General features: G+C 67.5%; 23 protein-coding genes. 19 read left to right on the forward strand and 4 right to left on the reverse strand.

Annotated elements, in window-relative coordinates; genetic code table 11:
* The first annotated feature begins 99 nt into the window (after positions 1–99).
* Positions 100–2,982, forward strand: a complete 2,883-nt coding sequence (gene uvrA, locus ACWDTD_RS19810; protein WP_449748842.1) for an excinuclease ABC subunit UvrA — start codon at positions 100–102, stop codon at positions 2,980–2,982.
* Positions 2,983–2,990: 8 nt separating this feature from the next.
* On the opposite strand, the gene ACWDTD_RS19815 is transcribed toward uvrA, so the two are convergent.
* Positions 2,991–3,605 (reverse strand): LysE family transporter, encoded by a 615-nt coding sequence (locus tag ACWDTD_RS19815; protein ID WP_449748843.1) that lies wholly within the window; start codon positions 3,603–3,605, stop codon positions 2,991–2,993.
* Between the two features lie 68 nt (positions 3,606–3,673).
* On the opposite strand from ACWDTD_RS19815, the gene ACWDTD_RS19820 reads away from it, so the two are divergent.
* Positions 3,674–4,132 (forward strand): Lrp/AsnC family transcriptional regulator, encoded by a 459-nt coding sequence (locus tag ACWDTD_RS19820; protein ID WP_449748844.1) that lies wholly within the window; start codon positions 3,674–3,676, stop codon positions 4,130–4,132.
* 39 nt (positions 4,133–4,171) lie between these two features.
* Here ACWDTD_RS19820 and ACWDTD_RS19825 read toward each other — a convergent pair whose 3' ends face one another.
* Together ACWDTD_RS19825 and ACWDTD_RS19830 are read right to left on the reverse strand one after the other, a co-directional pair.
* Complete coding sequence (locus tag ACWDTD_RS19825; protein WP_449748845.1) at positions 4,172–4,498, reverse strand: PspA domain-containing protein; 327 nt, start codon at positions 4,496–4,498, stop codon at positions 4,172–4,174.
* A gap of 42 nt (positions 4,499–4,540) precedes the next feature.
* Positions 4,541–4,990 (reverse strand): DUF1844 domain-containing protein, encoded by a 450-nt coding sequence (locus tag ACWDTD_RS19830; RefSeq protein WP_449748846.1) that lies wholly within the window; start codon positions 4,988–4,990, stop codon positions 4,541–4,543.
* A gap of 280 nt (positions 4,991–5,270) precedes the next feature.
* On the opposite strand from ACWDTD_RS19830, the gene infC reads away from it, so the two are divergent.
* From infC to ACWDTD_RS19850, 4 genes are all read left to right on the forward strand, one after another.
* Positions 5,271–5,882 (forward strand): translation initiation factor IF-3, encoded by a 612-nt coding sequence (gene infC / locus ACWDTD_RS19835; protein WP_449748863.1) that lies wholly within the window; start codon positions 5,271–5,273, stop codon positions 5,880–5,882.
* Positions 5,883–5,990: 108 nt separating this feature from the next.
* Positions 5,991–6,185 (forward strand): 50S ribosomal protein L35, encoded by a 195-nt coding sequence (gene rpmI, locus ACWDTD_RS19840; RefSeq protein ID WP_449748847.1) that lies wholly within the window; start codon positions 5,991–5,993, stop codon positions 6,183–6,185.
* Between the two features lie 38 nt (positions 6,186–6,223).
* Entirely contained in the window at positions 6,224–6,604 is a 381-nt protein-coding gene (rplT, locus tag ACWDTD_RS19845; RefSeq protein ID WP_449748848.1) for a 50S ribosomal protein L20, read from the forward strand.
* A gap of 29 nt (positions 6,605–6,633) precedes the next feature.
* Positions 6,634–7,434 carry a TrmH family RNA methyltransferase gene (locus tag ACWDTD_RS19850; protein ID WP_449748849.1) on the forward strand — a complete coding sequence of 267 codons (801 nt, stop codon included), beginning with the start codon at positions 6,634–6,636 and terminating at the stop codon, positions 7,432–7,434.
* Between the two features lie 43 nt (positions 7,435–7,477).
* On the opposite strand, the gene ACWDTD_RS19855 is transcribed toward ACWDTD_RS19850, so the two are convergent.
* Entirely contained in the window at positions 7,478–7,936 is a 459-nt protein-coding gene (locus tag ACWDTD_RS19855; RefSeq protein ID WP_449748850.1) for an SRPBCC family protein, read from the reverse strand.
* Between the two features lie 160 nt (positions 7,937–8,096).
* Here ACWDTD_RS19855 and pheS point away from each other — a divergent pair, with 160 nt between their 5' ends.
* The 13 genes from pheS (at position 8,097) to tyrS (ending at position 25,267) form a co-directional block, all read left to right on the forward strand.
* The gene (pheS, locus tag ACWDTD_RS19860; protein ID WP_449748851.1) at positions 8,097–9,158 is read left to right on the forward strand and encodes a phenylalanine--tRNA ligase subunit alpha; all 1,062 of its coding nucleotides are present in this window, start codon (positions 8,097–8,099) and stop codon (positions 9,156–9,158) included.
* 53 nt (positions 9,159–9,211) lie between these two features.
* The gene (pheT, locus tag ACWDTD_RS19865) at positions 9,212–11,689 is read left to right on the forward strand and encodes a phenylalanine--tRNA ligase subunit beta (protein ID WP_449748852.1); all 2,478 of its coding nucleotides are present in this window, start codon (positions 9,212–9,214) and stop codon (positions 11,687–11,689) included.
* Between the two features lie 78 nt (positions 11,690–11,767).
* Positions 11,768–12,805: an N-acetyl-gamma-glutamyl-phosphate reductase gene (gene argC / locus ACWDTD_RS19870; protein ID WP_449748853.1), complete on the forward strand. Its 1,038-nt coding sequence runs from the start codon at positions 11,768–11,770 to the stop codon at positions 12,803–12,805.
* Positions 12,806–12,852: 47 nt separating this feature from the next.
* Entirely contained in the window at positions 12,853–14,055 is a 1,203-nt protein-coding gene (gene argJ, locus ACWDTD_RS19875) for a bifunctional glutamate N-acetyltransferase/amino-acid acetyltransferase ArgJ (RefSeq protein ID WP_449748864.1), read from the forward strand.
* The gene (gene argB / locus ACWDTD_RS19880; protein ID WP_449748854.1) at positions 14,052–14,972 is read left to right on the forward strand and encodes an acetylglutamate kinase; all 921 of its coding nucleotides are present in this window, start codon (positions 14,052–14,054) and stop codon (positions 14,970–14,972) included. Before argJ ends, argB begins: the two co-directional genes overlap by 4 nt.
* Positions 14,969–16,156: an acetylornithine transaminase gene (locus ACWDTD_RS19885; protein ID WP_449748855.1), complete on the forward strand. Its 1,188-nt coding sequence runs from the start codon at positions 14,969–14,971 to the stop codon at positions 16,154–16,156. Before argB ends, ACWDTD_RS19885 begins: the two co-directional genes overlap by 4 nt.
* The gene (argF, locus tag ACWDTD_RS19890; RefSeq protein WP_449748856.1) at positions 16,153–17,076 is read left to right on the forward strand and encodes an ornithine carbamoyltransferase; all 924 of its coding nucleotides are present in this window, start codon (positions 16,153–16,155) and stop codon (positions 17,074–17,076) included. The genes ACWDTD_RS19885 and argF overlap by 4 nt, the downstream gene beginning before the upstream one ends.
* A complete protein-coding gene (locus ACWDTD_RS19895) occupies positions 17,073–17,594 on the forward strand; it encodes an arginine repressor (RefSeq protein ID WP_449748857.1) in 522 nt (173 codons plus the stop codon). The genes argF and ACWDTD_RS19895 overlap by 4 nt, the downstream gene beginning before the upstream one ends.
* A gap of 163 nt (positions 17,595–17,757) precedes the next feature.
* Positions 17,758–18,960 carry an argininosuccinate synthase gene (locus tag ACWDTD_RS19900; RefSeq protein WP_449748858.1) on the forward strand — a complete coding sequence of 401 codons (1,203 nt, stop codon included), beginning with the start codon at positions 17,758–17,760 and terminating at the stop codon, positions 18,958–18,960.
* The gene (gene argH, locus ACWDTD_RS19905) at positions 18,953–20,428 is read left to right on the forward strand and encodes an argininosuccinate lyase (RefSeq protein WP_449748859.1); all 1,476 of its coding nucleotides are present in this window, start codon (positions 18,953–18,955) and stop codon (positions 20,426–20,428) included. The genes ACWDTD_RS19900 and argH overlap by 8 nt, the downstream gene beginning before the upstream one ends.
* A gap of 103 nt (positions 20,429–20,531) precedes the next feature.
* On the forward strand, positions 20,532–23,528 hold the full coding sequence (locus ACWDTD_RS19910; RefSeq protein WP_449748860.1) for an AMP-binding protein: 2,997 nt from the start codon (positions 20,532–20,534) through the stop codon (positions 23,526–23,528).
* A 106-nt stretch (positions 23,529–23,634) separates the two neighbouring features.
* Positions 23,635–23,850 carry a Trm112 family protein gene (locus ACWDTD_RS19915; protein WP_449748861.1) on the forward strand — a complete coding sequence of 72 codons (216 nt, stop codon included), beginning with the start codon at positions 23,635–23,637 and terminating at the stop codon, positions 23,848–23,850.
* A 100-nt stretch (positions 23,851–23,950) separates the two neighbouring features.
* Positions 23,951–25,267: a tyrosine--tRNA ligase gene (gene tyrS, locus ACWDTD_RS19920; RefSeq protein WP_449748862.1), complete on the forward strand. Its 1,317-nt coding sequence runs from the start codon at positions 23,951–23,953 to the stop codon at positions 25,265–25,267.
* Positions 25,268–25,774 lie beyond the last annotated feature (507 nt).

Here is a 25,774-nt window from a genome sequence, read left to right on the forward strand (position 1 = left end):
CTCACGTGCACGCCGCGCCCCCATCGCCCGTGAATCGGACCGGATCCCGGGTGTTGAAGAGGATCGGGTGTTGAAGACGAATGTCGAGATAGGACAACTGTGGTTGATCGTTTGATCGTCCGTGGAGCACGCGAACACAATCTCCGTGGAATCGACGTGGACCTGCCGCGTGACAGCCTGGTGGTGTTCACCGGGTTGTCGGGGTCGGGGAAATCGTCGCTGGCGTTCGACACGATCTTTGCCGAGGGTCAGCGCCGATACGTCGAATCACTGTCGGCGTATGCACGGCAGTTCCTGGGTCAGATGGACAAACCGGACGTCGATTTCATCGAGGGCCTTTCACCGGCGGTGTCAATCGACCAGAAGTCGACCAACCGCAATCCGCGCTCCACCGTCGGCACGATCACCGAGGTCTACGATTACCTGCGTCTGCTCTACGCGCGGGCCGGTGTCGCCCACTGCCCGGTCTGCGGTGCCGAGATCGCCAAGCAGACGCCCCAACAGATCGTCGACCAGGTTCTCGCGATGGACGAGGGCACACGCTTCCAGGTGCTCGCGCCGGTGGTCCGCACCCGCAAGGGCGAGTTTGTCGACCTCTTCGGCGAACTCCAGACGCAGGGCTTCTCTCGTGCCCGCGTCGACGGCACCGTTTACCAGCTCACCGATCCGCCCAAGCTCAAGAAGCAGGAAAAGCACGACATCGACGTCGTGGTGGACCGGCTCGTCGTCAAACCCAGCTCCAAGCAGCGCCTCACCGACTCGGTCGAAACGGCGCTGCGGCTCGCCGACGGCATCGTCGTGCTCGACTTCGTCGACCTCGACGAGTCCGACCCGAAGCGGGAGCGACGCTTCTCCGAACGCATGGCCTGCCCCAATGGCCATCCCATCGCCATCGACGATCTCGAACCCCGCTCGTTCTCGTTCAACTCCCCGTACGGAGCATGTCCAGAGTGTGATGGTCTCGGCGTGCGCAAGGAGGTCGACGAGGAACTCGTCGTACCCGACCCCGATCTGTCCCTGGCCGAGGGCGCCATCGCACCGTGGTCGACCGGACACAACGCCGACTACTTCCTGCGGCTGATGACGGGTCTGGCCGATCAGATGGGCTTCGACGTCGAGACACCCTGGAAGAAGCTGCCCGCCAAGGCGCGCAATGCGTTGCTCAACGGCAGTGATCATCAGGTACACGTCAAGTTCCGCAACCGCTACGGACGTACCCGCTCGTACTACACCGAGTTCGAGGGCGTCATGTCGTTCCTCAGTCGACGTATGGACCAGACCGAGTCCGAGCAGATGAAGGAGCGCTACGAGGGGTACATGCGCGATGTGCCGTGCCCGGTCTGCCAGGGTGCGCGGCTGCGCCCGGAGATCCTCGCAGTGACGCTCGATCACCCCGTCTACGGACCCAAGTCGATTGCCGAGGTGTGCGCACTGTCGGTGGCCGAGTGTGCCGATTACCTCGGCGGGCTCGAACTCGACTCGCGTCAGAAGGCGATCGCCGGGCGGGTCCTCAAGGAGGTGCAGGCCCGTATCCGTTTCCTGCTCGACGTCGGCCTCGAGTACCTGTCGTTGGCACGGGCGGCCGGTTCACTGTCCGGTGGTGAAGCCCAGCGCATCCGGCTGGCCACCCAGATCGGTTCGGGACTCGCCGGCGTGCTGTACGTGCTCGACGAACCGTCGATCGGACTGCATCAACGCGACAACCGCAGGCTCATCGACACGCTGACGCGGCTGCGCGACCTGGGCAACACGTTGATCGTGGTGGAGCACGACGAGGACACCATTCGTGCCGCCGACTGGATCGTGGACATCGGCCCGCGTGCCGGTGAGCACGGTGGCGAGGTGGTGCACAGCGGCAGCTACAAGGACCTGCTGCGCAACCGTAAGTCGCTCACCGGTGCCTACTTGTCGGGACGCGACACGCTGCCCATCCCGGCGATCCGGCGGCCCATCTCGAAGGGCCGTCAGCTCACCGTGGTCGGCGCCCGCGAACACAACCTGCGAGGCATCGACGTCTCGTTCCCGCTGGGGGTGCTCACCGCCGTGACCGGTGTGTCCGGGTCGGGCAAGTCGACGCTGGTCAACGACATCCTGGCCACCGTGCTCGCCAACAAACTCAACGGCGCGCGGCAGGTGCCCGGACGTCACACCCGGGTCAACGGCCTGGGGAACCTCGACAAGCTCGTCCAAGTAGATCAGTCGCCGATCGGCCGCACCCCGCGATCGAATCCGGCTACCTACACCGGCGTCTTCGACAAGATCCGCACCCTGTTCGCCGCGACCACCGAAGCCAAGGTGCGCGGATACCAGCCGGGCCGGTTCTCGTTCAACGTCAAGGGCGGTCGCTGCGAGGCATGCACGGGTGAGGGCACCATCAAGATCGAGATGAACTTTCTGCCCGATGTCTACGTGCCTTGCGAGGTGTGCCACGGCGCCCGCTACAACCGCGAGACCCTCGAAGTGCACTACAAGGGCAAGACGATCTCCGAGGTGCTCGACATGCCGATCGAGGAGGCCGCCGAGTTCTTCGAGCCGGTCACGTCGATCCACCGGTACCTCAAGACGCTCGTCGACGTCGGACTCGGTTACGTCCGTCTCGGGCAGCCGGCACCTACGTTGTCCGGCGGTGAGGCCCAGCGCGTCAAACTCGCCGCTGAACTGCAGAAACGGTCGTCGGGACGCACGGTCTACATCCTCGACGAACCCACCACCGGGCTGCACTTCGAGGACATCAAGAAACTGCTCAAGGTGATCAACGGTCTCGTCGACAAGGGGAACACCGTGATCGTCATCGAACACAACCTCGACGTCATCAAGACTGCCGACTGGGTCATCGACATGGGGCCCGAGGGCGGCAGCGGCGGCGGAACGGTGATCGCGGAGGGCACCCCCGAGGACATCGCCGAGGTTCCCGAAAGCCACACCGGCAAGTTCCTCGCCGAGATTCTCCAGACCCAGGAACGCGTGGCGACCGCAGGCTGACGTCGACGTCACATCAGGGCGCGCACGATCATCCCGACGCCGAGGGCCGCGACGATCATGTTCCCGACCGCCACGGTGCGGCGGCGCGCCTTCGTCGACAGCCCGGTCCGCAGGAGAGCTGCGGCGGTCACCAGCGTGGTGTGCCACCCCAGTGAGGCGACGCCGACCCCTGCGGTGAACGCGATTCGTTCGGGAACGCCGAGCGCCGGTGCGCGTGGCATCACGATCGCCGCGATATAGACGAGGGTGGCCGGGTTGATCGCCGTCAGCCCGGCGAATGCGAGGAAACGTCCCCGGTGTCCGCGCGGTGTGGTGACGGCGTCGGCTGCCGGGGAGCGCAGCGCCATCACCGCGACGACGATCAACACCACGCCGGCGATGACCTGCGGGACCACTCCGAAACGGGCGATCGCCGGGGTCAGGGCGGTACCGCCCGCCGCCACCGCCGCGGTGTAGATCGTGTCGACACCCGCCACCGCGGCCGCACCCGGCATCGTGGCCGGCCACCCGTGCGTCATCGCCTCGCGGATGAGTAGCGCGCCGACTGCGCCGACCGGGACGGCCAGTCCGAGTCCGGCCAGCATGCCCAGGACCAGTGCTCCCGCGACGGATTCCACTCCCATGCATACAGCGTCGAATGCCGGCACATGACGACCTGCGAGAATCTCTGTTCAGCCGCTAGATTCGACGTATGGATGCCACTGACAGGGCGATCGTGGACATTCTCGTCGCCGACGGCCGCGCATCGTTCAGTCGGATCGGTCGCGAGGTGGGCTTGAGTACCAATGCCGCAGCGGCCCGTGTCCGCCGGCTCGAGGACCGGGGGACCATCCTGGGTTACCGCGCGGTGCTGGGCGCCGAAGCGAGGCCGAGCGTCGCAGCGGGCAGTATCGAGGCCTTCATCGACACCCGGCTTCGCGAATCGACCGATTCCGAACAGTTCCTGCGCTGGGCCACCGCAGACCCGGCAGTGATCGACGCGGTACACGTCACCGGCCCCTACGACTACCTACTTCGCATCCGCGCGGCGGGAACCGCCGACCTGGATCGGTTCCTACGCCGCATCAAATCGTCCGGCGGTGCCGCGCAGACACAGACCCGCATCGCGCTGCGGCCCGCCGCGCCCCATGACCCAGGCCCAACCCCATGACCCAGGCCTGACACAGGTTGTCCCGCAACAACAGATCGCCTAGGACCCCATCGACTTTCTGATCTCGTCGAGACGCTTCTTCGCGGCCTCGTTGCGTTTGGCCACCATTTCGTCGACCTCACGGCCTTCCGGGGTGTCCTCGGCGAGTTCCTGCGAGCCAACGGCAATGCCGATCCGCTTCTCGATCTTGTCCCGCACGAAGTCGAAGCTGGGCACGCCCGCATCGTTGTAGTCGGGGTCGGGCAGAACGGTCGGCGCCGGTTGCGTGGAGCCGGGCGATACGGCGCCCACAACCTCAGCGTCGACGATCTCGCCGATCGGTTGCTCGTCGCCGGGGGAGCGGTGCGCGTCGTCTGAGGCGGTCATGAATCCAGCGTAGGCCGGAGGGTGTGCGCGGCGCTCCACGATTCAGCGGCGGCGATCACGCACCGGGCCGGTGTACTTCTCCCCGGGACCCTCACCGGGCTCGTCGGGATATGCGCTGGCATCGCGGAACGCGAGCTGAAGCTGCTTGAGCCCGTCGCGGATCGGTGCCGCGTGCACGCCGAGGTCGGGTTTTGCGGCGTCGACCAGGCCCGCCAGCGCCGTGATGAGCCGGCGGGCCTCGTCCAGATCGATGTCGTCATCGGTGGCGCCCACCCCGAGTCCGAGCTTTTCCGCCGAGGCACTCATCAGCATCACGATGGCTCGCGTGGTCACCTCGATGGCCGGAATATCGCCGAGATCCCTGACGTTGTCGCCACCGTCTGTGGGATCGTCGAAATCGACCGGACCGGAGGCCCCGAAATCCGCCGGGACGGCGCCGGGAAGGTCCTCACCTGCACCGTCGCCGGAGCGCGAATAGGTGTTTTCGGTCATGGCTGATAGACTTCCATAGCACGACCGCCCCGGTATGCGCCGGGGTCGCAAGTGGAGTTCCGCTCCCACCGCTACGACGCGTCGATCCTTGAGATCGCGCAGTTGTACGGTCCGGTCCCATCGAGGTTCGGCTTCGCGCCCGAACTGCGGTGCGCTGAACAGCGCCTTGGGGCCGGTCGGTATCGGAGCCCTGCGGACGTACACCGTCCCGGGGCTCTTCTGCTGAGGAGTGCTTCTCCCACGCGCGACCTCCGCCGACCGTGACGGCCACCCTGTCAGGATTTATCAAGGAGGCCCCATCAGCACTGAGACCCGCATCAACGAGCGCATCCGCGTCCCCGAGGTCCGACTCGTCGGACCCAATTCGGAGCAGGTGGGCATCGTGCGTGTTGAAGATGCGCTTCGCCTGGCCTACGAGGCCGACCTGGACCTGGTCGAGGTCGCACCCGACGCCCGACCGCCGGTGTGCAAGATCATGGACTACGGCAAGTTCAAGTACGAAGCCGCCCAGAAGCAGCGCGAATCGCGTCGCAACCAGCAGATGACCGTCATCAAGGAGCAGAAGCTCCGCCCCAAGATCGACGACCACGATTACGAGACCAAGAAGGGTCACGTCATCCGGTTCCTCGAGGCGGGCTCCAAGGTGAAGGTGACCATCATGTTCCGTGGCCGCGAGCAGTCGCGTCCCGAACTCGGTTACCGCCTGCTGCAGCGTCTGGGCAACGACGTCGCCGATCATGGCTTCGTCGAGACCGCAGCCAAGCAGGACGGTCGCAACATGACCATGGTCCTCGCGCCGCACAAGGGTGCGAAGACCCGCGTGAAAGCGCAACAGCAATCCCGCGATCGCGCGCCTCGGCCCCAGGGCCCGAAGGACGACGCCGCGAGCTAGCCGACCCGGTCGGGCCCGATGAACGAGCCTGCCGGCCGACCACTGCGAGCGCACCGCACCCGACGTCCGCGGGTGTGGTTGAAGTTCGCCGCAACGAAGGAAGAAAGAATGCCGAAGAGCAAGACCCACAAGGGCACCGCCAAGCGTTTCAAGGTGACCGGCAGCGGAAAGATCCTCCGCCAGAAGGCCAACCGCCGCCACCTGCTGGAGCACAAGCCCTCTCGCCGTACCCGCCGTCTCGACGGTGTCGCCGTCGTGAGCGAGGCCGACGCACCGCGGATCAAGCGACTGCTCAACCGCTGACACCCGAGACCACTGACTGACGAACAAGAGGATTTGACATGGCACGTGTGAAAAGGGCGGTCAACGCCCAGAAGAAGCGCCGGACCACGCTGGAGGCGTCCAAGGGCTACCGCGGTCAGCGGTCGCGCCTGTACCGCAAGGCCAAGGAGCAGCAGCTCCACTCGATGACCTACGCCTACCGGGACCGTCGCGCCCGCAAGGGTGAGTTCCGCAAGCTGTGGATCGCGCGCATCAACGCCGCGTCGCGCGCCAACGACATCACCTACAACCGCTTCATCCAGGGGCTCAAGGCCGCCGGTGTCGAGGTGGACCGCAAGGTGCTCGCCGACATCGCCGTCACCGACCCCGAGGCCTTCGCCGGCCTGGTCGAGGTGGCCCGCAAGGCGCTGCCCGCCGACGTGAATGCGCCCGCAGCCTGACGTTGCGCAACGATCCGATACGACCCGCGATGGACGTTCTCACCGAACGCTCGTCGCGGGTCGTCTCGTATGCCAAACTGCATCGGGCCGCCGATCGTCGTAGTCAGGGCCGCTTTCTCGTCGAGGGTCCCAACTCCGTCGGCGCGGCGCTCGACACCGGGCGCGCCGTCGAGGTCTTCGTGCGTGAGGACGAGGCGGAGCGCTTCGCAGAGGTTGTCGCCGCGGCTGCCGCGGCAGGCGTGCCGGTCGCCCTCGTGACCGATCGGGGTGCGCGCAAACTCTCCGAGACCACCACGCCGCCCGGCATCTTCGCGGTGTGCGACCTGCTCGACGCGTCCCTCGGCGAGGTACTGGCCGCTGCGCCCCGACTCCTTGCCGTCGCTGTCGAACCGCGCGAGCCCGGCAACGCGGGCACATTGATCCGAACCGCCGACGCGATGGGCGCCGACGCGGTAGTGCTGCTCGGCGACGCCGTCGACCCGCACAACGGCAAGTGCGTACGGGCCAGTGCGGGCAGCGTCTTCCACATCCCGATCGTGCGTGAGCGCGATCTTCCAACAGCCCTCGGAGCCGTGCGTTCGGCGGGCATCGGGTTGCTGGCAACGGCCGCGTCGGGGGAGATGAGTCTCGACGACGCCGCCGACGTGCTGACCCGGCCCACCGCGTGGCTCTTCGGCAACGAGGCGCACGGTCTGCCCGTCGAACTGTCCGACTCGGCCGACCACCGTGTCTCGATCCCGTTGCGCGGCAGGGCCGAAAGCCTCAATCTGGCGGCCGCGGCGGCCATCTGTCTCTACGAGAGCGCGCGGGCGCAGACCACCTCGCACTGAGAACACCCCAGCACACTCCGACACTGCGGCGTACGCCGCGGTACTAGGACTCCGCGATCGCCTTGATGCGGGCGAGTGTGGCCGGAATGCCGGTCATTGCCGCGGTGACCCGAATGACCATCTGTTCCGCGGCGTCGTCGCCGTAACGGGTGCGGAAGAACGCCTCGCCGGTGTCGCCGAAGTCTGTGTACTCGACCAACCGTGCGGTGTCCTCGTCGAGCGCGTCGATGCGGAATCCCCACCGCGTTTCGCTGTTGGACACCGCCCACTCGAACTGTCGCGCAGGATCGTCGACGGTCACCGTCGACGTGGTGGACCATTCCCGCACCGCGGTGCGGTTGTGTCCGGTGAAGGTGGCCCCGACACCCCGTTGCACGCCGTCCCACGTGCAGGTGTGGCACTGCTCGCTCCACTCGCCGGTGCGGGTGATGTCACTGACGATCCCGTAGACATCTCGGGCGGGGCGCGCGATGACGACACTGTCCTCCACGGTGTAGCGCATGGTGCACCAGTGTAGACAGCCATCGGCCGCCCGGGCAGTGGTTGTCGTCGCGGCGTCGACTACCCTCGATGGGAGTCATCACGCCCGCTGACCGGCGGCGTTGCCGGTCGGCGTGTGGTGGTCGCATCCGCCCGACACCCAACCGAGGAGAACGCCGACCGTGGCCAGCTCTGCCGACGACCAAGCGCAACCCACGTTCCCGCAACCGCAGGAACTCGCGGCCGCGGCCGACGCCGCGGTCGCCGCGTTTGCCGCGGCGGACGATCTGGAGAGCCTCACGGCCGCGAAGACCGCCCACCTCGGTGACCGTTCACCGATCGCGCTCGCGCGTCGCGCGCTCGGCAGCCTGCCCAAGGACCAGCGTTCGGAGGGCGGCAAGCTGGTCAACCAGGTGCGCGGCACGGTCAGCAGGGCACTCGACGAGCGCACCGCGGCACTGCAGGCCGCGCGTGACGCCGCCGTTCTGGTGTCCGAAGCCGTCGATGTGACGCTGCCCAGCCGTCGTCGACCGTTGGGTGCCCGACATCCCATCACAGTGATCTCCGAGCAGGTGGCCGACGTATTCGTCGGCATGGGCTGGGAGATCGCCGAGGGGCCTGAGGTCGAGACCGAACACCACAACTTCGACGCCCTGAACTTTCTGCCCGACCACCCGGCGCGCTCCATGCAGGACACCTTCTACGTGTCACCGGAGGGATCGCGCCAGGTGCTGCGCACGCACACCTCGCCCGTGCAGGTGCGGTCGATGCTGAGCCGCGATCTGCCCATCTACGTGGCATGCCCGGGACGCACCTTCCGCACCGACGAACTCGACGCCACCCACACTCCGGTCTTCCACCAGATCGAGGGCCTCGCCATCGACAAGGGGCTGACGATGGCCAATCTGCGCGGCACCCTCGAGGTGTTCGCACGGGCACTGTTCGGTCCCGACACCACCACCCGCATGCGCGCCAATTACTTCCCCTTCACCGAGCCGTCCGCGGAGGTCGACGTGTGGTTCCCCGCCAAGAAGGGCGGGCCCGGCTGGGTGGAATGGGGTGGCTGCGGCATGGTGAACCCGAACGTGTTGCGCGCCAGCGGCATCGACCCCGACGTGTACTCCGGATTCGCGTTCGGCATGGGCCTCGAACGCACCCTGCAGTTCCGCAACGACATCAACGACATGCGCGACATGGTCGAGGGCGACATCCGCTTCACGTTGCCCTTCGGGCCCGCCGCCTGATCGTGGTGCGCCCCCGCACCCCCCACGAATCGACGAAAGTAGCTGATTGAGCCATGCGTGCACCACAGTCCTGGTACACCGAGGTACTCCGCGCCGCTGATCCGGAGTGGTCGGCGACCACCGACGAGATCGACGCCGGATTCGTCCGCGTCGGCTTCGAGATCGAGGACATCGAGCCGTTTCCGGAGATCACCGGGCCGCTGGTGATCGGTCGCGTCGAGGCCATCGAGGAACTGACCGAGTTCAAGAAGCCCATCCGGTTCTGCCAGGTCGACGTCGGTGAGACGCAACCCCGCGGCATCATCTGCGGTGCCCGCAACTTCGCCGAAGGTGACCTCATCGTCGCGGCGCTACCCGGCACCGTGCTGCCCGGACCCTTCGAGATCACCGCGCGCAAGACCTACGGCCATGTGTCCGACGGGATGATCTGCTCGGTCTCCGAACTCGGAATCGGGACCGAGCACAACGGCATCCTCGTGCTCGCGCCGGGCACCGCCGAACCCGGCGCCAACGCCCACGCCGTCCTCGGACTCGCCGACACCGCGATAGACGTGAACGTCACCCCCGACCGCGGGTACGCCTTCTCCATCCGCGGTCTCGGCCGTGAACTCGCCGGCAGCTTCGGTGTCCCGTTCGTGGACCCGGGCCTGCCCGCCGACCCGTTGCCCGTCGACAGCGCCGGTGGCGTGTGGCCCGTGTCGATCGACCTCGATTCGGCGGCCACGCGCTACACCGCGCGCGTCCTCGAGGGTGTCGATCCGGCCGCGGTCTCCCCCTGGTGGATGCAGAAACGTCTCATGGTCGCCGGAGTGCGCCCGATCTCGGCCATCGTCGACATCACCAACTACGTGATGCTCGAACTCGGACAGCCGCTGCATGCGTTCGACGCCGACAAGGTGTCGGGGGCGGTGACGGTGCGCGGTGCGCGGGCGGGGGAGAAGCTCACCACGCTCGACGGTGTGATCCGCGAACTCGACATCGAAGACGTCGTCATCGCCGACGAGTCGGGTCCCATCGCGCTCGCCGGCGTGATGGGAGGTGAGGCCACGGAGGTCGGTCCCGAGACCTCGCGGGTGCTCCTGGAATCGGCCACCTTCGATCCGGTCCGCGTGTTCCGGACCGCCAAACGGCACAAGCTGACGTCGGAGGCCAGCAAACGCTTCGAGCGTGTCGTCGACCCCGAGATCACGTCGGTTGCCTCGGATCGCGCCGCCGCGCTGATCGTCGACATCACCGGCGGTGTGGTGGCGTCGCCGCTGTCGGATGTGCGGGTCGACGTGACACCGGTCGGCCCCATCTCCATGCCCGCCGACGAACCCGACCGCGTCGCAGGCATCGCCTACCCCACGGGCACCACGTCGGCCCGGCTCACCGAGATCGGCTGCACCGTCACCGGCACCGATCCGGTCGCGGTGCTGCCACCGTCGTGGCGTCCCGATCTGTCCCAGCGCGCCGACCTCGTCGAAGAAGTGCTGCGCCTCGAAGGCCTCGAGGACATCCCCGCGGTCGTGCCGAGCGCCCCCGGCGGACGGGGACTCACCCCGCAGCAGCGGCGGCGACGTAGCGTCGGTCGCACGCTCGCCCTCGACGGCTACGTCGAGGTGCTGCCGTACCCGTTCATGCCCGCCGGCATCCTCGATACCTGGGGATTGCCCGCCGACGACGAACGACGCCGCGTGGTCACGGTTCTCAACCCCCTCGAGGCGGATCGGCCCGAACTGAACACCACACTGCTGCCCGGGCTGCTGGAGATGGTGTCGCGCAACATCGCCCGCGGCCAGCGGGATCTGGCCTTGTTCGCGATCGGTCAGGTGGTGCTCGGAGGAGACACCGTGCGATCGGTGGCCCCCCTCGACGTGACGAAGCGACCCACCGACGAGCAGATCGCCGAACTCGACGCCTCACTGCCCGCGCAACCTCAGCATGTCGCGGTGGCGCTGACCGGACTGCGGGACCCCGCCGGACCGTGGGGGCCGGGCAGGCCCGCCGACTACCTCGACGCCTTCGAGGCCGCCCGTGAGATCGGTCGGGCCGCCGGAGTCGAGGTCGCATTGCAGTCCGCCGACCGCGCGCCCTGGCATCCCGGCCGATGCGCCGCGGTCATCATCGACGGTGACGTCGTCGGTCACGCCGGCGAGCTGAACCCCGCGGTCCTCGAACGCGCCGCACTCCCGGCCCGGCTGTGCGCCGTCGAGATCGACCTCGACGCGGTGCCGTTCACCCAGGTGCTGCCCGCGCCGCGGGTGTCGGTGTTCCCGGCGGTGCTGCAGGACGTGGCGGTGGTGGTGTCCGCCGACGTGCCCGCAGCAGACGTTCGTGGCCTTCTCGCCGACGGCGCCGGGGAACTGCTCGAGTCGATCGATCTGTTCGCCGTGTTCACCGGCGACCAGGTGGGTGCCGGCAACAAGTCGCTGACCTTCGCGTTGCGGTTCCGCGCCGCCGACCGGACACTGACCGAGGACGAGGCGAACAGGGCCAAACTGGCTGCGGTGGCGCACGCGGCGGACCGGATCGGCGCCCGGCTGCGCTGATCGCCCCGTCGCGGCGCGACGCCGCGACCACCAGCCCCCCGATCTGGATTGATTTACACGGTGGTGCATAATGATCGTATGACGATCACGGTGGCGGTCGCGGGTGCAAGTGGCTACGCGGGCGGAGAGATCCTGCGCCTGTTGTGCGGGCATCCGCGTCTGCGTTCGGGCGAACTCGAGATCGGCGCGCTGACCGCCGGCGGCAACGCCGGCAGCCTCCTGGGAACGCAGCATCCGCACCTGCTGCCGCTGGCCGATCGTGTGCTCGCCGAAACCACTCCCGACGTGCTCGCCGGCCACGACGTGGTGTTCCTGGGTTTGCCGCACGGCACGTCGGCGCAGATCGCCGACGCACTGCCGCCCACCACGCTCATCATCGACTGCGGCGCCGATTTCCGGCTCCGTGACCCCGCCGACTGGGCCGCGTACTACGGCGGTGACCATGCGGGCTCGTGGCCCTACGGTCTACCGGAGATCCCCGGAAACCGCGACGTGCTGCGCGACGCGAGCCGCATCGCCGTGCCGGGCTGTTACCCGACCGTCTCGATCCTGTCGTTGCTGCCCGCGCTCGCGGCCGGAGTGGTGGAACCGCACGTGACCGTCGTCGCGGTGAGTGGCACCTCCGGTGCCGGACGGTCACCCCGTGTCGACCTCCTCGCCTCGGAGGTCATCGGCTCGGCACGCGCCTACGGCGTGGGAGGCTCGCACCGTCACACCCCGGAGATCTCGCAGGCGCTGTCGGCCGCGGCAGAGCAGCCGGTGACGGTGTCGTTCACCCCCGTGCTCGCCCCGATGTCGCGAGGCATCCTCGCCACGTGCACCGCCCGGACCAGCGCGAGCAGCGACGACATCCGCGCGATCTACGAGAAGGCCTACCGGGACGAGACGTTCGTGCATGTCCTGGCGCCCGGATCGCTGCCGCAGACCGGATCGGTCATCGGGTCGAACGCCGTGCAGATCGCGCCGACCGTCGACGACCGTGCCGGCACCCTCGTCGCCGTCGGCGCGATGGACAACCTGACCAAGGGCACCGGCGGCGGCGCCGTGCAATCGATGAACCTGGCCCTCGGATGGGACGAGGCCGAGGGATTGAGCACCGTGGGGGTGGCACCGTGACCGCACCGGATGATCGGACGGACGACCGGATCACCGGTGGGGCGCCGATGGAGGGTCCGCGACTCGTCCGCGAACAGGGCGTCACCGCACCCCTCGGATTCCGCGCCGCCGGAATCGCCGCAGGGATCAAGAAGTCCGGGGCCGCCGACCTCGCGCTGGTGTTCAACGAGGGACCCGACTACGCGGCGGCCGGCGTGTTCACCCGCAACCAGGTGAAGGCCGCGCCCGTCCTGTGGAGCAAGCAGGTGCTCACCACCGGCCGTCTGCGTGCGGTGATTCTCAACTCCGGCGGCGCCAACGCCTGCACCGGCCCGGGCGGATTCCAGGACACCCATGCCACTGCCGAAGCGGTTGCTGCTGCGCTGAGCAACTGGGGAACCGAAACCGGACCCGTCGAAGTGGCGGTGTGTTCCACGGGACTGATCGGTGACCGACTGCCGATGGACAAGGTGCTCGCCGGCGTCACCGAGATCGTGCACGAGATGGGCGGAGGTCTGTCGGGCGGCACCGACGCCGCATACGCCATCATGACGACGGACACGGTTCCCAAACAGACTGCCCTGCACCATCCGGAAGGCTGGAACGTCGGCGGAATGGCCAAGGGCGCCGGGATGATGGCGCCGTCGCTGGCCACCATGCTGTGTGTGTTGACCACCGACGCGCGAGCCACCGCCGACCAACTCGACACCGCCCTGCGCAGAGCGACGGAACGGACTTTCGACCGCCTCGACATCGACGGATCGACCTCGACCAACGACACCGTCCTGCTCCTCGCGTCGGGCGCCAGCCAGATCCCGGTCGAGCAGGCCGACCTCGACGCGGCGGTGCTCGCGGTGTGCGACGACCTCGCCGCACAACTGATGGCAGACGCGGAGGGGGTGACCAAGCGGATCGTCGTCACCGTCGGCGGTGCACCCACCGAGGCCGACGCGATCGCGGTGGCGCGCACCGTGGCGCGTGACTCACTGGTGAAGACGGCGCTGTTCGGTTCCGACCCCAACTGGGGCCGGGTACTGGCTGCCGTGGGAATCGCGCCGGTGACCATCGACCCCGACCGCATCGCGGTCTCGTTCAACGGAAACACCGTGTGCCACAACGGCACCGGTGTGGCCGGGGCGCGCGACATCGACCTGTCGGGAGACAGCATCGCGGTCCGCATCGACCTGGGACTGGGGGAGGCCGAAGGATCCATCCGGACCACCGACCTCTCCCACGCCTACGTCGAAGAGAACTCGGCATACTCGTCATGATCTCGACAACCGGGGGAAACTCCAGGGCCGCGGTGCTGGCGGAAACCCTGCCCGCGTTACAGGGTCTGCACGGAGCCACCGTGGTGGTGAAGTACGGCGGCAACGCGATGTTCGACGACGAACTCAAGCGAGCCTTCGCCAGTGATGTGGTGTTCCTGCGCGCGTGTGGGATGCATCCGGTGGTGGTGCACGGCGGCGGACCACAGATCTCGTCGATGCTCACCCGTCTGGGACTCACCGGTGAATTCCGCGGTGGTTTCCGCGTCACCACGCCCGAGGTGATGGACGTGGCGCGGATGGTGCTCTTCGGGCAGGTGGGTCGCGAACTGGTGGGACTCATCAACGGTCACGGACCGTACGCGGTAGGGCTCACCGGCGAGGACGCGCAACTGCTGACCGCCACACGTCGCACCGTGATGGTCGACGGCGTCACCACCGACATCGGACTGGTCGGCGACATCACCGCGGTGAACACGTCTGCCGTACTCGATCTCGTTGCGGCCGGACGCATCCCGGTCATCTCGACCATCGCACCCGACCGTGACGGCGTGGTGCACAACATCAACGCCGACACCGCTGCAGGCGCACTCGCCGAGGCGCTCGGTGCCACCCGGCTGGTGATGCTCACCGACGTCGAAGGCCTCTACACCGATTGGCCCGACCGGTCGTCGCTGGTCTCCGAGATCTCCACCGACGACCTCGCCGCGCTGCTCCCCGCACTCGACTCCGGCATGATCCCGAAGATGGAAGCGTGCCTGCGCGCGGTGAGCGGCGGTGTGGAGCGCGCCCACGTGATCGACGGCCGGGTTCCACATGCGGTACTGGCCGAACTACTCACCGGCGAGGGCGCAGGCACCACCGTCGTCGCCTCCGCAGGCCGAAACACCCTCTCACACGACGGAGTACCCCCCTCATGACCACACCCTGGCAGCAGCGGTGGTCGTCGGCGCTGATGAACAACTACGGCACACCGGCCTTGGCGCTCACCGCCGGAGAAGGCGCCTACGTCTGGGACGCCGACGGAAACCGCTACCTCGACCTTCTCGGCGGAATCGCGGTCAACGCGCTCGGTCACGCCCACCCGGCGATCGTCGACGCCGTATCCACCCAATTGCAGACCCTCGGACACGTGTCGAACCTCTACATCAGTCCCCCGGTGGTGGAACTCGCCGAGCGACTACTGGATAAGTTCGGCCAGCCGGGCCGGGTGTTCTTCTGCAATTCCGGCACCGAGGCGAACGAGGCGGCGTTCAAACTGGCCCGGCGTACCGGACGCCGCCAGATCATCGCGGCGGAGAAGGCATTCCACGGTCGCACCATGGGTGCGCTGGCGATGACGGGACAGCCCGCCAAACGTGAACCCTTCGAACCCATGCCGCCCGGTGTCGACTTCGTGCCCTACGGCGACGTGGCGGCGCTGGAGGCGGCCGTGTCCGGCGACACGGCCGCGGTGATCCTGGAACCCATCCTCGGTGAGGCCGGGGTGGTGGTGCCGCCGGCGGACTATCTCGCTCACGCGCGTCGTATCACCGCCGCACACGGCGCGTTGCTGATCCTCGACGAGGTGCAGACCGGGATCGCGCGCACCGGAACCTTTTTCGCACATCACCAGGCCGGGGTGGTACCGGATGTGATGACCCTGGCGAAGGGTCTCGGTGGCGGTTTGCCGATCGGCGCGTGCATCGCCACCGGACCCGCCGCCGACCTGTTCACCCCCGGCCAGCACGGCACCACCTTCGGTGGCAATCCGGTCAGCGCCGCGGCCGCTCTGGCGGTGCTCACCGAGATCGATTCCCGTGACCTCGTATCCCATGTCGCGGCCGTCGGCAAATCCATCGCGGCCGGTATCGAGAACCTCGATCATCCCGCCGTCTCGCACGTGCGCGGTTCCGGACTTCTCCTCGGGGTGGTGCTCACCTCGCCGATCGCACCGGCGGTGGAGGCCGCTGCCCGGGCCGGCGGCTTCCTGATCAACGCGCCGGCCCCGGACGTGTTGCGTCTGGCCCCGCCGCTCATCCTCACCGAGGAGCAGGGACGAGATTTCGTCGCCGCGCTCCCGGGTTTCCTCGACACGGCGAGCGCATCGGGGTCGAACTCATGACGCGACATTTTCTGCGCGATGACGACCTGACCCCACAGGAGCAGGCCGAGGTACTCGCCCTGGCCGCCGAGGTCAAGCGGAACCCGTTCGCGCACCGCCCGTTGGAGGGCCCGCGCGGGGTGGGAGTGATCTTCGACAAGAACTCCACCCGCACCCGGTTCTCCTTCGAGATGGGGGTCGCCCAGATGGGTGGTCACGCCGTAGTGGTCGACGGCCGGAGCACCCAACTCGGCCGCGACGAGTCGCTCGAGGACACCGGGCGGGTGCTCTCGCGGTTCGTCGAGGCGGTGGTGTGGCGCACCTTCGGTCAGGAACGCCTCGATGCGATGGCGGCCACCGCGACCATCCCCATCGTCAACGCGCTCTCCGATTTGTTCCACCCGTGCCAGGTGCTCGCCGACCTGCAGACGATCATCGAGCGCAAGGGCCGCGCCGCGGGCCTGACGATGACCTATCTGGGCGACGGCGCGAACAACATGGCGCACTCACTCGCACTCGGCGGCACCACCGCCGGTATGCACGTGGTGATCAGCGCGCCGCCCGGGTTCGAACCGCACCCCGACGTCATCGTCGCCGCGGAGAAACGCGCCACCCTCACCGGGGGATCGGTACGGCTGATCGCCGACCCGGTCGCCGCCTCGGCCGGCGCCGACGTGTTGGTCACCGACACCTGGGTGTCGATGGGGCAGGAGTCCGACGGCCGCGATCGCAAGGCCCCGTTCCGGCCGTATCAGATCAATGCCGATCTGCTGGCCCATGCCGACACCGAGGCCATCGTGCTGCACTGCCTACCCGCCCACCGCGGCGACGAGATCACCGACGAGGTGATCGACGGCCCCGCGAGCGCGGTGTTCGACGAGGCCGAAAACCGACTGCACGCCCAGAAGGCGTTGCTCATCTGGCTGCTGGAGCAACAATGACCGAATCCAACCACCATCCGTCCACCGAAAACGGTGAGGGCCGCCTGGCCACCACGCGGGCCGGACGTCACGCCCTCATCGTCGACACCCTGGCGAACCACCAGGTGCACAGCCAGACCGAACTGCAGCACCTGCTCGCCGAGCACGGCGTCGACGCCACCCAGGCCACGTTGTCGCGCGACCTGGAGGAGCTCGGCGCGGTCAAACTCCGTGCCGCCGACGGCGGGATGGGTGTGTACGTGGTTCCCGAGGACGGGTCCCCGGTTCGCGGCGTGTTCGGTGGCACCCACCGCCTGTCGCGGCTGCTCACCGAACTGCTGGTGTCCACCGACGCCAGCGGCAACCTGGCGGTGCTGCGCACTCCGCCCGGCGCCGCGCACTACTTGGCCAGCGCCATCGACCGTGCGTCGCTGCCGGACGTGGTCGGCACCATCGCCGGCGACGACACCATCTTCTTGTGCGCCCGGGAACCGGTCGACGGGACCGAACTCGCCCGACGAATCGAGGGCCTCGTGTAGCCCGACCTGCGGTCACGCCGCAGTCCCGGCCCACCGGCCGACCCGAGGCCCCACCCCAGCGCGGTCGTCTGCGACCGCACCCCCCATACATGCCGCCCGGCGCAACCGGGCGCGACGTCCGATGATGGATGTCGGACAAAGAACGCAAGGAGCTCACATCACCATGGCGGAACGCGTCGTACTCGCATATTCCGGCGGCCTGGACACGTCGGTCGCGATCAGCTGGATCGGCCGGGAGACCGGCAAGGAGGTGGTCGCGGTCGCGCTCGACCTCGGCCAGGGCGGCGAAGACATGGAGGTGGTGCGGCAGCGTGCCCTCGACTGCGGTGCCGTCGAAGCGGTACTGGTGGACGCACGCGACGAATTCGCCGACGACTACTGCCTCCCGGCGATCACCTCGAACGCGCTGTACATGGACCGCTATCCGCTGGTCTCGGCGCTCTCGCGGCCGCTCATCGCCAAGCACCTCGTCACCGCCGCGCGCGATCACGGCGGCACCGTGGTCGCCCACGGCTGCACCGGCAAGGGTAACGATCAGGTGCGCTTCGAGGTCGGATTCGCCTCCCTGGCACCCGATCTCGAGGTGATCGCACCGGTGCGCGACTACGCCTGGACCCGGGAGAAGGCCATCGCCTTCGCCGAGGAGAACGCCATCCCGATCAGCGTGACCAAGAAGTCGCCGTTCTCCATCGACCAGAACGTGTGGGGACGCGCGGTGGAGACCGGCTTCCTGGAGAACCTGTGGAACGCGCCCACCAAGGACGTCTACAGCTACACCGAGGACCCGACGATCAATTGGGAGGCCCCCGACGAGGTCATCATCACCTTCGACAAGGGCCGCCCGATCGCCATCGACGGTCGACCGGTCAGCGTGCTCGGCGCCATCGAGGAACTCAACCGGCGCGCCGGGGCCCAAGGCGTCGGACGCCTCGACGTCGTCGAAGACCGTCTCGTCGGCATCAAGAGCCGTGAGGTCTACGAAGCGCCGGGCGCGATGGTGCTGATCACGGCCCACGAGGAACTCGAACATGTCACGCTGGAGCGTGAACTCGGACGCTTCAAGCGTCGCACCGATCAGAAATGGGCCGAACTCGTGTACGACGGACTGTGGTTCTCGCCGCTGAAGCGGTCGCTGGACACGTTTGTCGATTCCACCCAGGAGCACGTCAGCGGCGACATCCGGCTCACCCTGCACGGCGGCCACATCGCGGTCAACGGCCGGCGCAGCGCCGAGTCGCTCTACGACTTCAACCTGGCCACCTATGACGAAGGCGACAGCTTCGATCAGTCGTACGCGAAGGGCTTCGTCGAGTTGCACGGGTTGTCGTCGAAGATCGCGGCGAAGCGGGATCTGATCGGTGAGTGACACAGAACCGTCGACCGCCGCCTCTGACGCAGCTTCCGGGGGCACCACCAACGAGGGGTCGTTGTGGGGCGGGCGCTTCGCCGACGGTCCCGCGGCGGCGATGGCCGCGCTGAGCAAGTCCACCCAATTCGACTGGGTGCTGGCGCCGTTCGACATCGAGGCGTCCAAGGCGCATGCCCGTGTGCTGAACAAGGCGGGCCTGCTCGGCGACGCCGATCTCGCCGCCATGCTCGACGGACTCGACCGGCTCGCCCGCGACGTCGCCGACGGGACCTTCGTGGCGGCACCGTCGGATGAAGACGTCCACGGCGCGCTCGAACGCGGTCTCATCGACCGCGTGGGTGTCGAACTCGGCGGCCGGCTGCGTGCCGGACGCTCGCGCAACGATCAGGTGGCCACCCTGTTCCGGATGTGGCTGCGGGCCGCGATCCGCCGGGTGGCCGGTGATGTACTCGACGTGGTCGAGGCGCTGATGGGGCAGGCGCGCGCGCACCCCGACGCCGTGATGCCCGGAAAAACCCATCTGCAGGCGGCGCAGCCGGTGCTGCTGGCGCATCAACTCCTCGCCCACGCCCAGCCGCTGCTCCGCGACGTCGACCGCCTCGCAGACGCCGATCGGCGAACCGCGGTGTCGCCGTACGGTTCTGGTGCGCTCGCCGGATCGTCCCTGGGACTCGACCCGGAGGCGATCGCAGCCGACCTCGGATTCGACTCGGCTGCCGAGAACTCCATCGATGCGACGTCCTCGCGCGACTTCGCGGCCGAGGCCGCCTTCGTGTTCGCCATGATCGCGGTGGACCTGTCCCGCTTGTCGGAGGAGGTGATCCTCTGGAGCACTTCCGAATTCGGCTACGTGACGCTCGCCGACGCCTGGTCCACCGGCAGCTCGATCATGCCGCAGAAGAAGAATCCCGACGTCGCCGAACTCGCCCGGGGCAAGGCGGGCAGGCTGATCGGTGACCTCACCGGGCTGCTGGCGACCCTCAAAGGCCTGCCGCTGGCCTACAACCGGGATCTGCAGGAGGACAAGGAACCGGTCTTCGACGCGGTGGCCCAGCTCGAAGTGTTGTTGCCCGCGGTCACCGGCCTCGTCGCCACCCTCGAATTCCACACCGATCGGATGGCAGAGCTGGCGCCGGCGGGCTTCACCCTGGCCACCGACATCGCCGAGTGGCTGGTGCGCGAGGGCGTGCCGTTCCGGGTGGCACATGAGCTCGCGGGGGCATGTGTACGCGCGGCCGAGGAGCGTGGGGTGGGACTCGACGAGCTCGACGACGCGACGTTCGCGTCGATCGATCCCGCACTGACACCGCGGGTGCGCGAGGTGCTGACCGTTCGCGGCTCCATCGAGTCACGTGATGCGCACGGCGGCACCGCGTCGTCTCAGGTCGCGCGTCAGCTCGAGGTGTTGTCCGAGCGGGTGTCAAGGCAGCGCGCCGGGTGGACTGCCACCGGTCGACCCGAGTGAGACCCTGCCGTTGCGAGGCATCTCGCCACGCATGGGTAGAGTGATCTGCATCACCGCGTGAGTGGTCGTCCGCGCGGACGAGAGTCGACGAGGGGAGGGGATCGTGGCGTTCGGCGAACTTCTCGACCGTGTTCTCGCGACCGCGCAGAACGGACTCGAGGTACTTCGGTACGGCGGACTGCAGACGGGTACGGAACCCGCGCCGTTCATCGTCGCCGAGACCACCGCGATGTTCCGGCTACGTCGCTATTTCCCGGATGAGTCCTACGCCGGGCCCAACATCGTGCTCATTCCGCCGATGATGGTGTCGGCCAACGTCTATGACGTCACCGAGCATTATGGGGCGGTGTCGGTGCTGCACCGCAGCGGCATCACTCCCTGGGTCATCGACTTCGGTTCACCCGACACCGAAGAGGGCGGGATGGAACGCAATCTCGCCGACCACATCGTCGCGGTGAACGAAGCGATCGACTTCATCATCGAGAGCACCGGCCGCGACGTACACGTCGCCGGGTACTCCCAGGGCGGCATGTTCGCCTATCAGGCGGTCGCACTACGTCGGTCGGCGGGGGTGACCAGCGTCGTCACGTTCGGCAGTCCGGTCGACGTACTTGCCGCACTCCCGCTCGGTCTACCCGCCAACCTCGTGGTTCCCGGCGCGGAAATGCTGGCCGACAAGGTTTTTCCGCATCTGTTTGTGCCGAGTTGGCTCGCTCGCATCGGCTTCCAGATGCTCGATCCGGTGAAGACGGCCCGAAGTCGGCTGGATTTCCTGCGCCAGTTGCACGACCGCGACGCGTTGCTGCCACGCGAGGATCAGCGCCGATTTCTCGAAGCCGAGGGATGGGTGGCGTGGTCGGGGCCGGCCATCGCCGAACTCCTCCGGCAATTCGTCGCGCACAACCGGATGGTGTCCGGCGGATTCGTGATCAACGGAGACCTGGTGACGCTCGCCGAGATCACCTGCCCCGTACTGGCATTCGTCGGTGAGGTCGACGACATCGGGCAGCCGGTCGCGGTGCGCGGTATCGTGCGGGCGGCCCCGGGGGCCGCTGTCTACGAATCACGGCTTCCGGTAGGACATTTCGGGCTCGTGGTGGGTAGCGCCTCGGGTACGCGGACCTGGCCGACCACTGCTCAGTGGATCAACTGGCAGGAAGGACTGGGTCCGGAGGCAGAACAGATCGAACGCATGGCGCTGCCCACCGACGCCCACGGGACCGGCGTCGGAATGGTGTCGCGGATCACCCACGGTATCGGAGCCATCGCCGATGCCGGCGCAGGTGCGTCACGTGACCTCATCGGCATGGCGGGGGCGTTGCAGCGCACCTCGCAGGCGGTGGCGCGGGAGTCGGTGCGTACCGTCCCGCGTCTGTTCCGGCTGGGTCAGATCCAGTCCGGGACACGGATATCGCTGGGCAAACTCATGTCGGAGAACACCGAATGGGGTGCCGAACGCGAGCTGTTCCTCTTCGAGAGTCGCGTACTGACCCACGCCCAGGTCAGCGTCCGGATCGACAACGTCGTCGCCGGACTGATCCGCTGCGGGCTGCGGCCGGGCGAACACGTCGGCGTGCTGATGGAGACCCGGCCGAGCGCATTGGTCGCGGTGGCGGCGCTCTCGCGGCTCGGTGCCGTCGCGGTGCTTCTGGCCGGCGACTCCGACATCGGTGCGATGCTCCAGCTCTCGGGGTGCCGAGCGGTGATCTCGGACCCCACACACCTCGACCAGGCCGCCGCGAGCAGCGACCGCGTGCTGGTCCTGGGCGGCGGCAGCGGCGATTCACGGGTCATCGATCGCGCCGACGGCGAGTCGATCATCGACATGGAACGCATCGACCCCGACGACGTCGAGATTCCGGTGTGGTACCGAGCCGACCCGGGCCTCGCCGGCGACCTGGCCTTCATCCTGTTCACCAGGTCGCAGGGTGTGCTCAAGCCGTGGCCCGTGACCAACCATCGCTTCGCCATGTCGGCGTTCGGCGCGGCATCGGCGGCAGCGCTCACCGACCGTGACACCGTCTACTGCCTACCCCCGCTGCACCATGCGTCGGGTTTGCTCACCACTCTGGGCGCAACGGTCGTCGGACGCTCTCGGATCGCGCTGTCCACCGGCATCAATCCGGCCACGTTTGCCACCGAGGTGCCGCGATACGGCGTCACCGTGGTGTCCTACACGTGGACGATGATGCGGGAGATCGTCCGCTCCGACGAGTTCCGCATCAGCGAGCACAACCCGATCCGACTGTTCATGGGATCGGGATTGCCTGCCGGACTGTGGGACGAACTCGTCGACCGGTTCCCCCGCGCCCACGTACTGGAGTTCTTCGCCACCGCCGACGGCACCGCGATCCTCGCCAATGTGGCCGGCGACAAGGCGGGTTCGATGGGCCGGCCGCTGCCCGAGACCAATCCCGTCGCACTGGCGGGTTTCGACCTGGATTCCGAACGGCTGACGGTGGGGGAGCGCGGGTTCGTGCGCCGCACCGACACCGATGAGGTGGGCATGCTGCTCGCCCGCGCCCGGACGCGCTCGGAAGCCGCCACCACAGTGCTGCGCGGCGTGTTCGCCGAGAACGACCGGTGGGAGGTCAGCGGCCATCTGTTCCGGCGCGACTCCGACGACGACCTGTGGTTCATGGGGTCCGCGGACAGTGTGGTTCGATCCACTGCCGGACCCGTGTATCTGCCGCCCATCGAACAGGCGCTATCACGCATCCGCGGCGTGGACCAGGTGGTGGTCTACGGCGTCGGCCGGCCCGGCCGGCAACTGGCGGTCGCCGCGGTCACGATGCGGACCGACATCGGGGTGGACGCGCTGACCGTCACCCAGTTGCGAGTCGGATTGGGTGCATTGCCCGCAGCCGCCCGACCCCATCTCATCAGGGTGGTGCGCGCAATCCCCGTGTCGGAGTCGTACCGACCGCTCGCGGGCGAATTCGCCCGCGAAGGTATTCCGCGCCCCGGGGCCAAGATCTGGTATCGCGACACCGACGGACGATATCGCCGCTACACCCGCACGGCGGCCGCCCGACTGGACTGGGCCGACACGATGATCGAGGGCACCGGTGACGCCGACGATATCTCGGTGGCACGCTGACGCGGTCAGCCCTCAGATGGCGGCCGCTAGGGTGGTTTCCGAGGTCACATCGCCAACAACGTGCGACCACATCTCCACTGCCACTCGACGAAGGGACGTGCCGACGATGGCTTCGCGCGCGCACTCACTGGATCCGATCGTCCGGGAGCGACTGGTCTGCCCACAGGACCTCGGACCGCTGCTCGATGCGGGCGACGAGCTGTACAACCCGCGGCTCCGGATCGCCTACCGGATCGATGCCGACGGCATCCCGGTGATGCTCGCCGATGAGGCACGTTCCGTCGACGAGGCCGAACACCAGCGCCTGATCGCGCAACAGTGACCGGGGCGCCCCGTCGGCCGGGAGGCCGGCGAGACACATCGATCTTGTCGGCGGGTAGGCGGACGGCACGAATCGATCCGGGAGTGACAAGATCGAACGCGTGAGTTCTGAGATCTCCCAGACCCCGGTGACCGGCTCGGGCATCCTCGACGAGTTGCAGTGGCGCGACCTGATCGCCCAATCCACGGATCTCGACGAATTGCGCCGTGCCCTCGACGACGGACCGGTCACCCTGTACGCGGGATTCGACCCCACCGCGGCGAGTTTGCACGCAGGTCATCTCGTTCCGCTGCTCACCCTGCGCCGATTCCAACTCGCCGGGCACCGTCCCATCGCCCTCGCGGGCGGGGCGACGGGCCTCATCGGTGACCCCCGCGACATCGGCGAGCGCACCATGAACTCCGTCGACACGATCGCCGGCTGGGCTGGGCGGATCGGCGCACAACTGCGCCGCTTCCTCCGCTTCGACGACGCGGCGACCGATGACGCGGAGGCGGGGGCACTGCTGGTCGACAACATGGAGTGGACGGGACCGATGAGCGTCATCGAGTTCCTTCGTGACATCGGCAAGCACTTCTCGGTCAACGTGATGCTGGCGCGGGAGACCGTGCGACGACGCCTCGAGTCCGACGGGATCAGCTACACGGAGTTCAGCTACATCCTGTTGCAGTCCAACGACTTCCTGCAGCTACACCGGCGGTACGGATGTGTCCTGCAGATCGGTGGGTCCGATCAGTGGGGAAACATCATCGGCGGCGTCGACCTCGCGCGCCGCGTGGACGGGGCCACGGTCCATGCGCTCACCGTCCCGCTCGTCACCTCGTCGGATGGCAAGAAGTTCGGCAAATCGACCGGCGGTGGGAGTCTGTGGCTCGACCCGGAACTGACCAGTCCTTACGCCTGGTACCAGTACTTCGTGAACACTGCCGACGCCGACGTGATCCGCTATCTCAAGTGGTTCACGTTCCTCACACGCGACGAGATCGACGAACTCGAACGCGCCACCGTCGAGACACCGCATCTGCGGCTGGCCCAGCGCCGACTCGCCGCCGAACTGACCACCCTGATCCACGGCGCTGATGCCACCGCGGCCGTCGAACTGGCCAGCCAGGCGTTGTTCGGACGTGGCGATCTGTCGATGATCGACGAATCGACCCTCGCCGCGGCGCTGTCGGAGACGGCGATCGCCGAGTACACCGGTGAACGCCCCACGATGGTTTCCCTGCTCGTCGATACCGGGCTGTCGGAGAGCAACAAGGCGGCGCGTCGAGCCATCACCGAAGGTGGGGCATACGTGAACAACGCGAAGATCTCCGATCCCGAGTGGCGTCCGGCCGATACGGATCTGCTCGGTGGCCGCTGGTTGGTGATCCGCCGGGGCAAGAAGAGCTTTGCCGGCGCGCGCGTAGGCCGCTGAACAGGCAATTTGACGACCTGTTCCATCGTGTGTAACTTTCTTGTTGCACCGCAGAGAGCAACTCCCCCGGGGCCGACAGGAATCGGGGGAAGCAAAGTGTCCGGACCTCAGGGTCTGAACCTCTGAGTGCCAGAATCCCGAACACTCGAACATCAACGAGAGTTGCGGACGGGAATCGGGTCTGGTACGCTGGTGAAGTTGCCCGGAAACGGGTTAACACGGTAGTAACAGAACAGCCGAGTCCATCGGAGTTCGCCTCCTACGAGGTGGTGTCGGTGGGTGTGTGTTCTTTGAGAACTCGATAGTGTGTGACAAATTGTTTGATGCCAAGATTGGCATCACATGTCCAAATTTTTGGACTATTGATGATTTTTTTGTGACATCCGGGCCCGAGCGGTTCGGGTGTTGCTAGTTTTTGTTTGGTCAGGTTTTTGTCTCTCTGGCTGAGATTGTGTTGAAACTTTTTGGTTTCAGTGTTTTTTCATGGAGAGTTTGATCCTGGCTCAG

The sequence above is a fragment of the Gordonia sp. NPDC003425 genome, assembly GCF_053588635.1.

Bases quoted from the DNA above. Each gene is read 5' to 3' on its own strand.
- ACWDTD_RS19815 (WP_449748843.1), bottom strand. From the start codon at position 3,605: ATGGGAGTGGAATCCGTCGCGGGAGCACTGGTCCTGGGCATGCTGGCC.
- ACWDTD_RS19820 (WP_449748844.1), top strand. From the start codon at position 3,674: ATGGATGCCACTGACAGGGCGATCGTGGACATTCTCGTCGCCGACGGC.
- ACWDTD_RS19825 (WP_449748845.1), bottom strand. From the start codon at position 4,498: ATGACCGCCTCAGACGACGCGCACCGCTCCCCCGGCGACGAGCAACCG.
- ACWDTD_RS19830 (WP_449748846.1), bottom strand. From the start codon at position 4,990: ATGACCGAAAACACCTATTCGCGCTCCGGCGACGGTGCAGGTGAGGAC.
- rpmI (WP_449748847.1), top strand. From the start codon at position 5,991: ATGCCGAAGAGCAAGACCCACAAGGGCACCGCCAAGCGTTTCAAGGTG.
- rplT (WP_449748848.1), top strand. From the start codon at position 6,224: ATGGCACGTGTGAAAAGGGCGGTCAACGCCCAGAAGAAGCGCCGGACC.
- ACWDTD_RS19850 (WP_449748849.1), top strand. From the start codon at position 6,634: ATGGACGTTCTCACCGAACGCTCGTCGCGGGTCGTCTCGTATGCCAAA.
- ACWDTD_RS19855 (WP_449748850.1), bottom strand. From the start codon at position 7,936: ATGCGCTACACCGTGGAGGACAGTGTCGTCATCGCGCGCCCCGCCCGA.
- pheT (WP_449748852.1), top strand. From the start codon at position 9,212: ATGCGTGCACCACAGTCCTGGTACACCGAGGTACTCCGCGCCGCTGAT.
- argC (WP_449748853.1), top strand. From the start codon at position 11,768: ATGACGATCACGGTGGCGGTCGCGGGTGCAAGTGGCTACGCGGGCGGA.
- argJ (WP_449748864.1), top strand. From the start codon at position 12,853: ATGGAGGGTCCGCGACTCGTCCGCGAACAGGGCGTCACCGCACCCCTC.
- argB (WP_449748854.1), top strand. From the start codon at position 14,052: ATGATCTCGACAACCGGGGGAAACTCCAGGGCCGCGGTGCTGGCGGAA.
- ACWDTD_RS19885 (WP_449748855.1), top strand. From the start codon at position 14,969: ATGACCACACCCTGGCAGCAGCGGTGGTCGTCGGCGCTGATGAACAAC.
- argF (WP_449748856.1), top strand. From the start codon at position 16,153: ATGACGCGACATTTTCTGCGCGATGACGACCTGACCCCACAGGAGCAG.
- ACWDTD_RS19895 (WP_449748857.1), top strand. From the start codon at position 17,073: ATGACCGAATCCAACCACCATCCGTCCACCGAAAACGGTGAGGGCCGC.
- ACWDTD_RS19900 (WP_449748858.1), top strand. From the start codon at position 17,758: ATGGCGGAACGCGTCGTACTCGCATATTCCGGCGGCCTGGACACGTCG.
- ACWDTD_RS19915 (WP_449748861.1), top strand. From the start codon at position 23,635: ATGGCTTCGCGCGCGCACTCACTGGATCCGATCGTCCGGGAGCGACTG.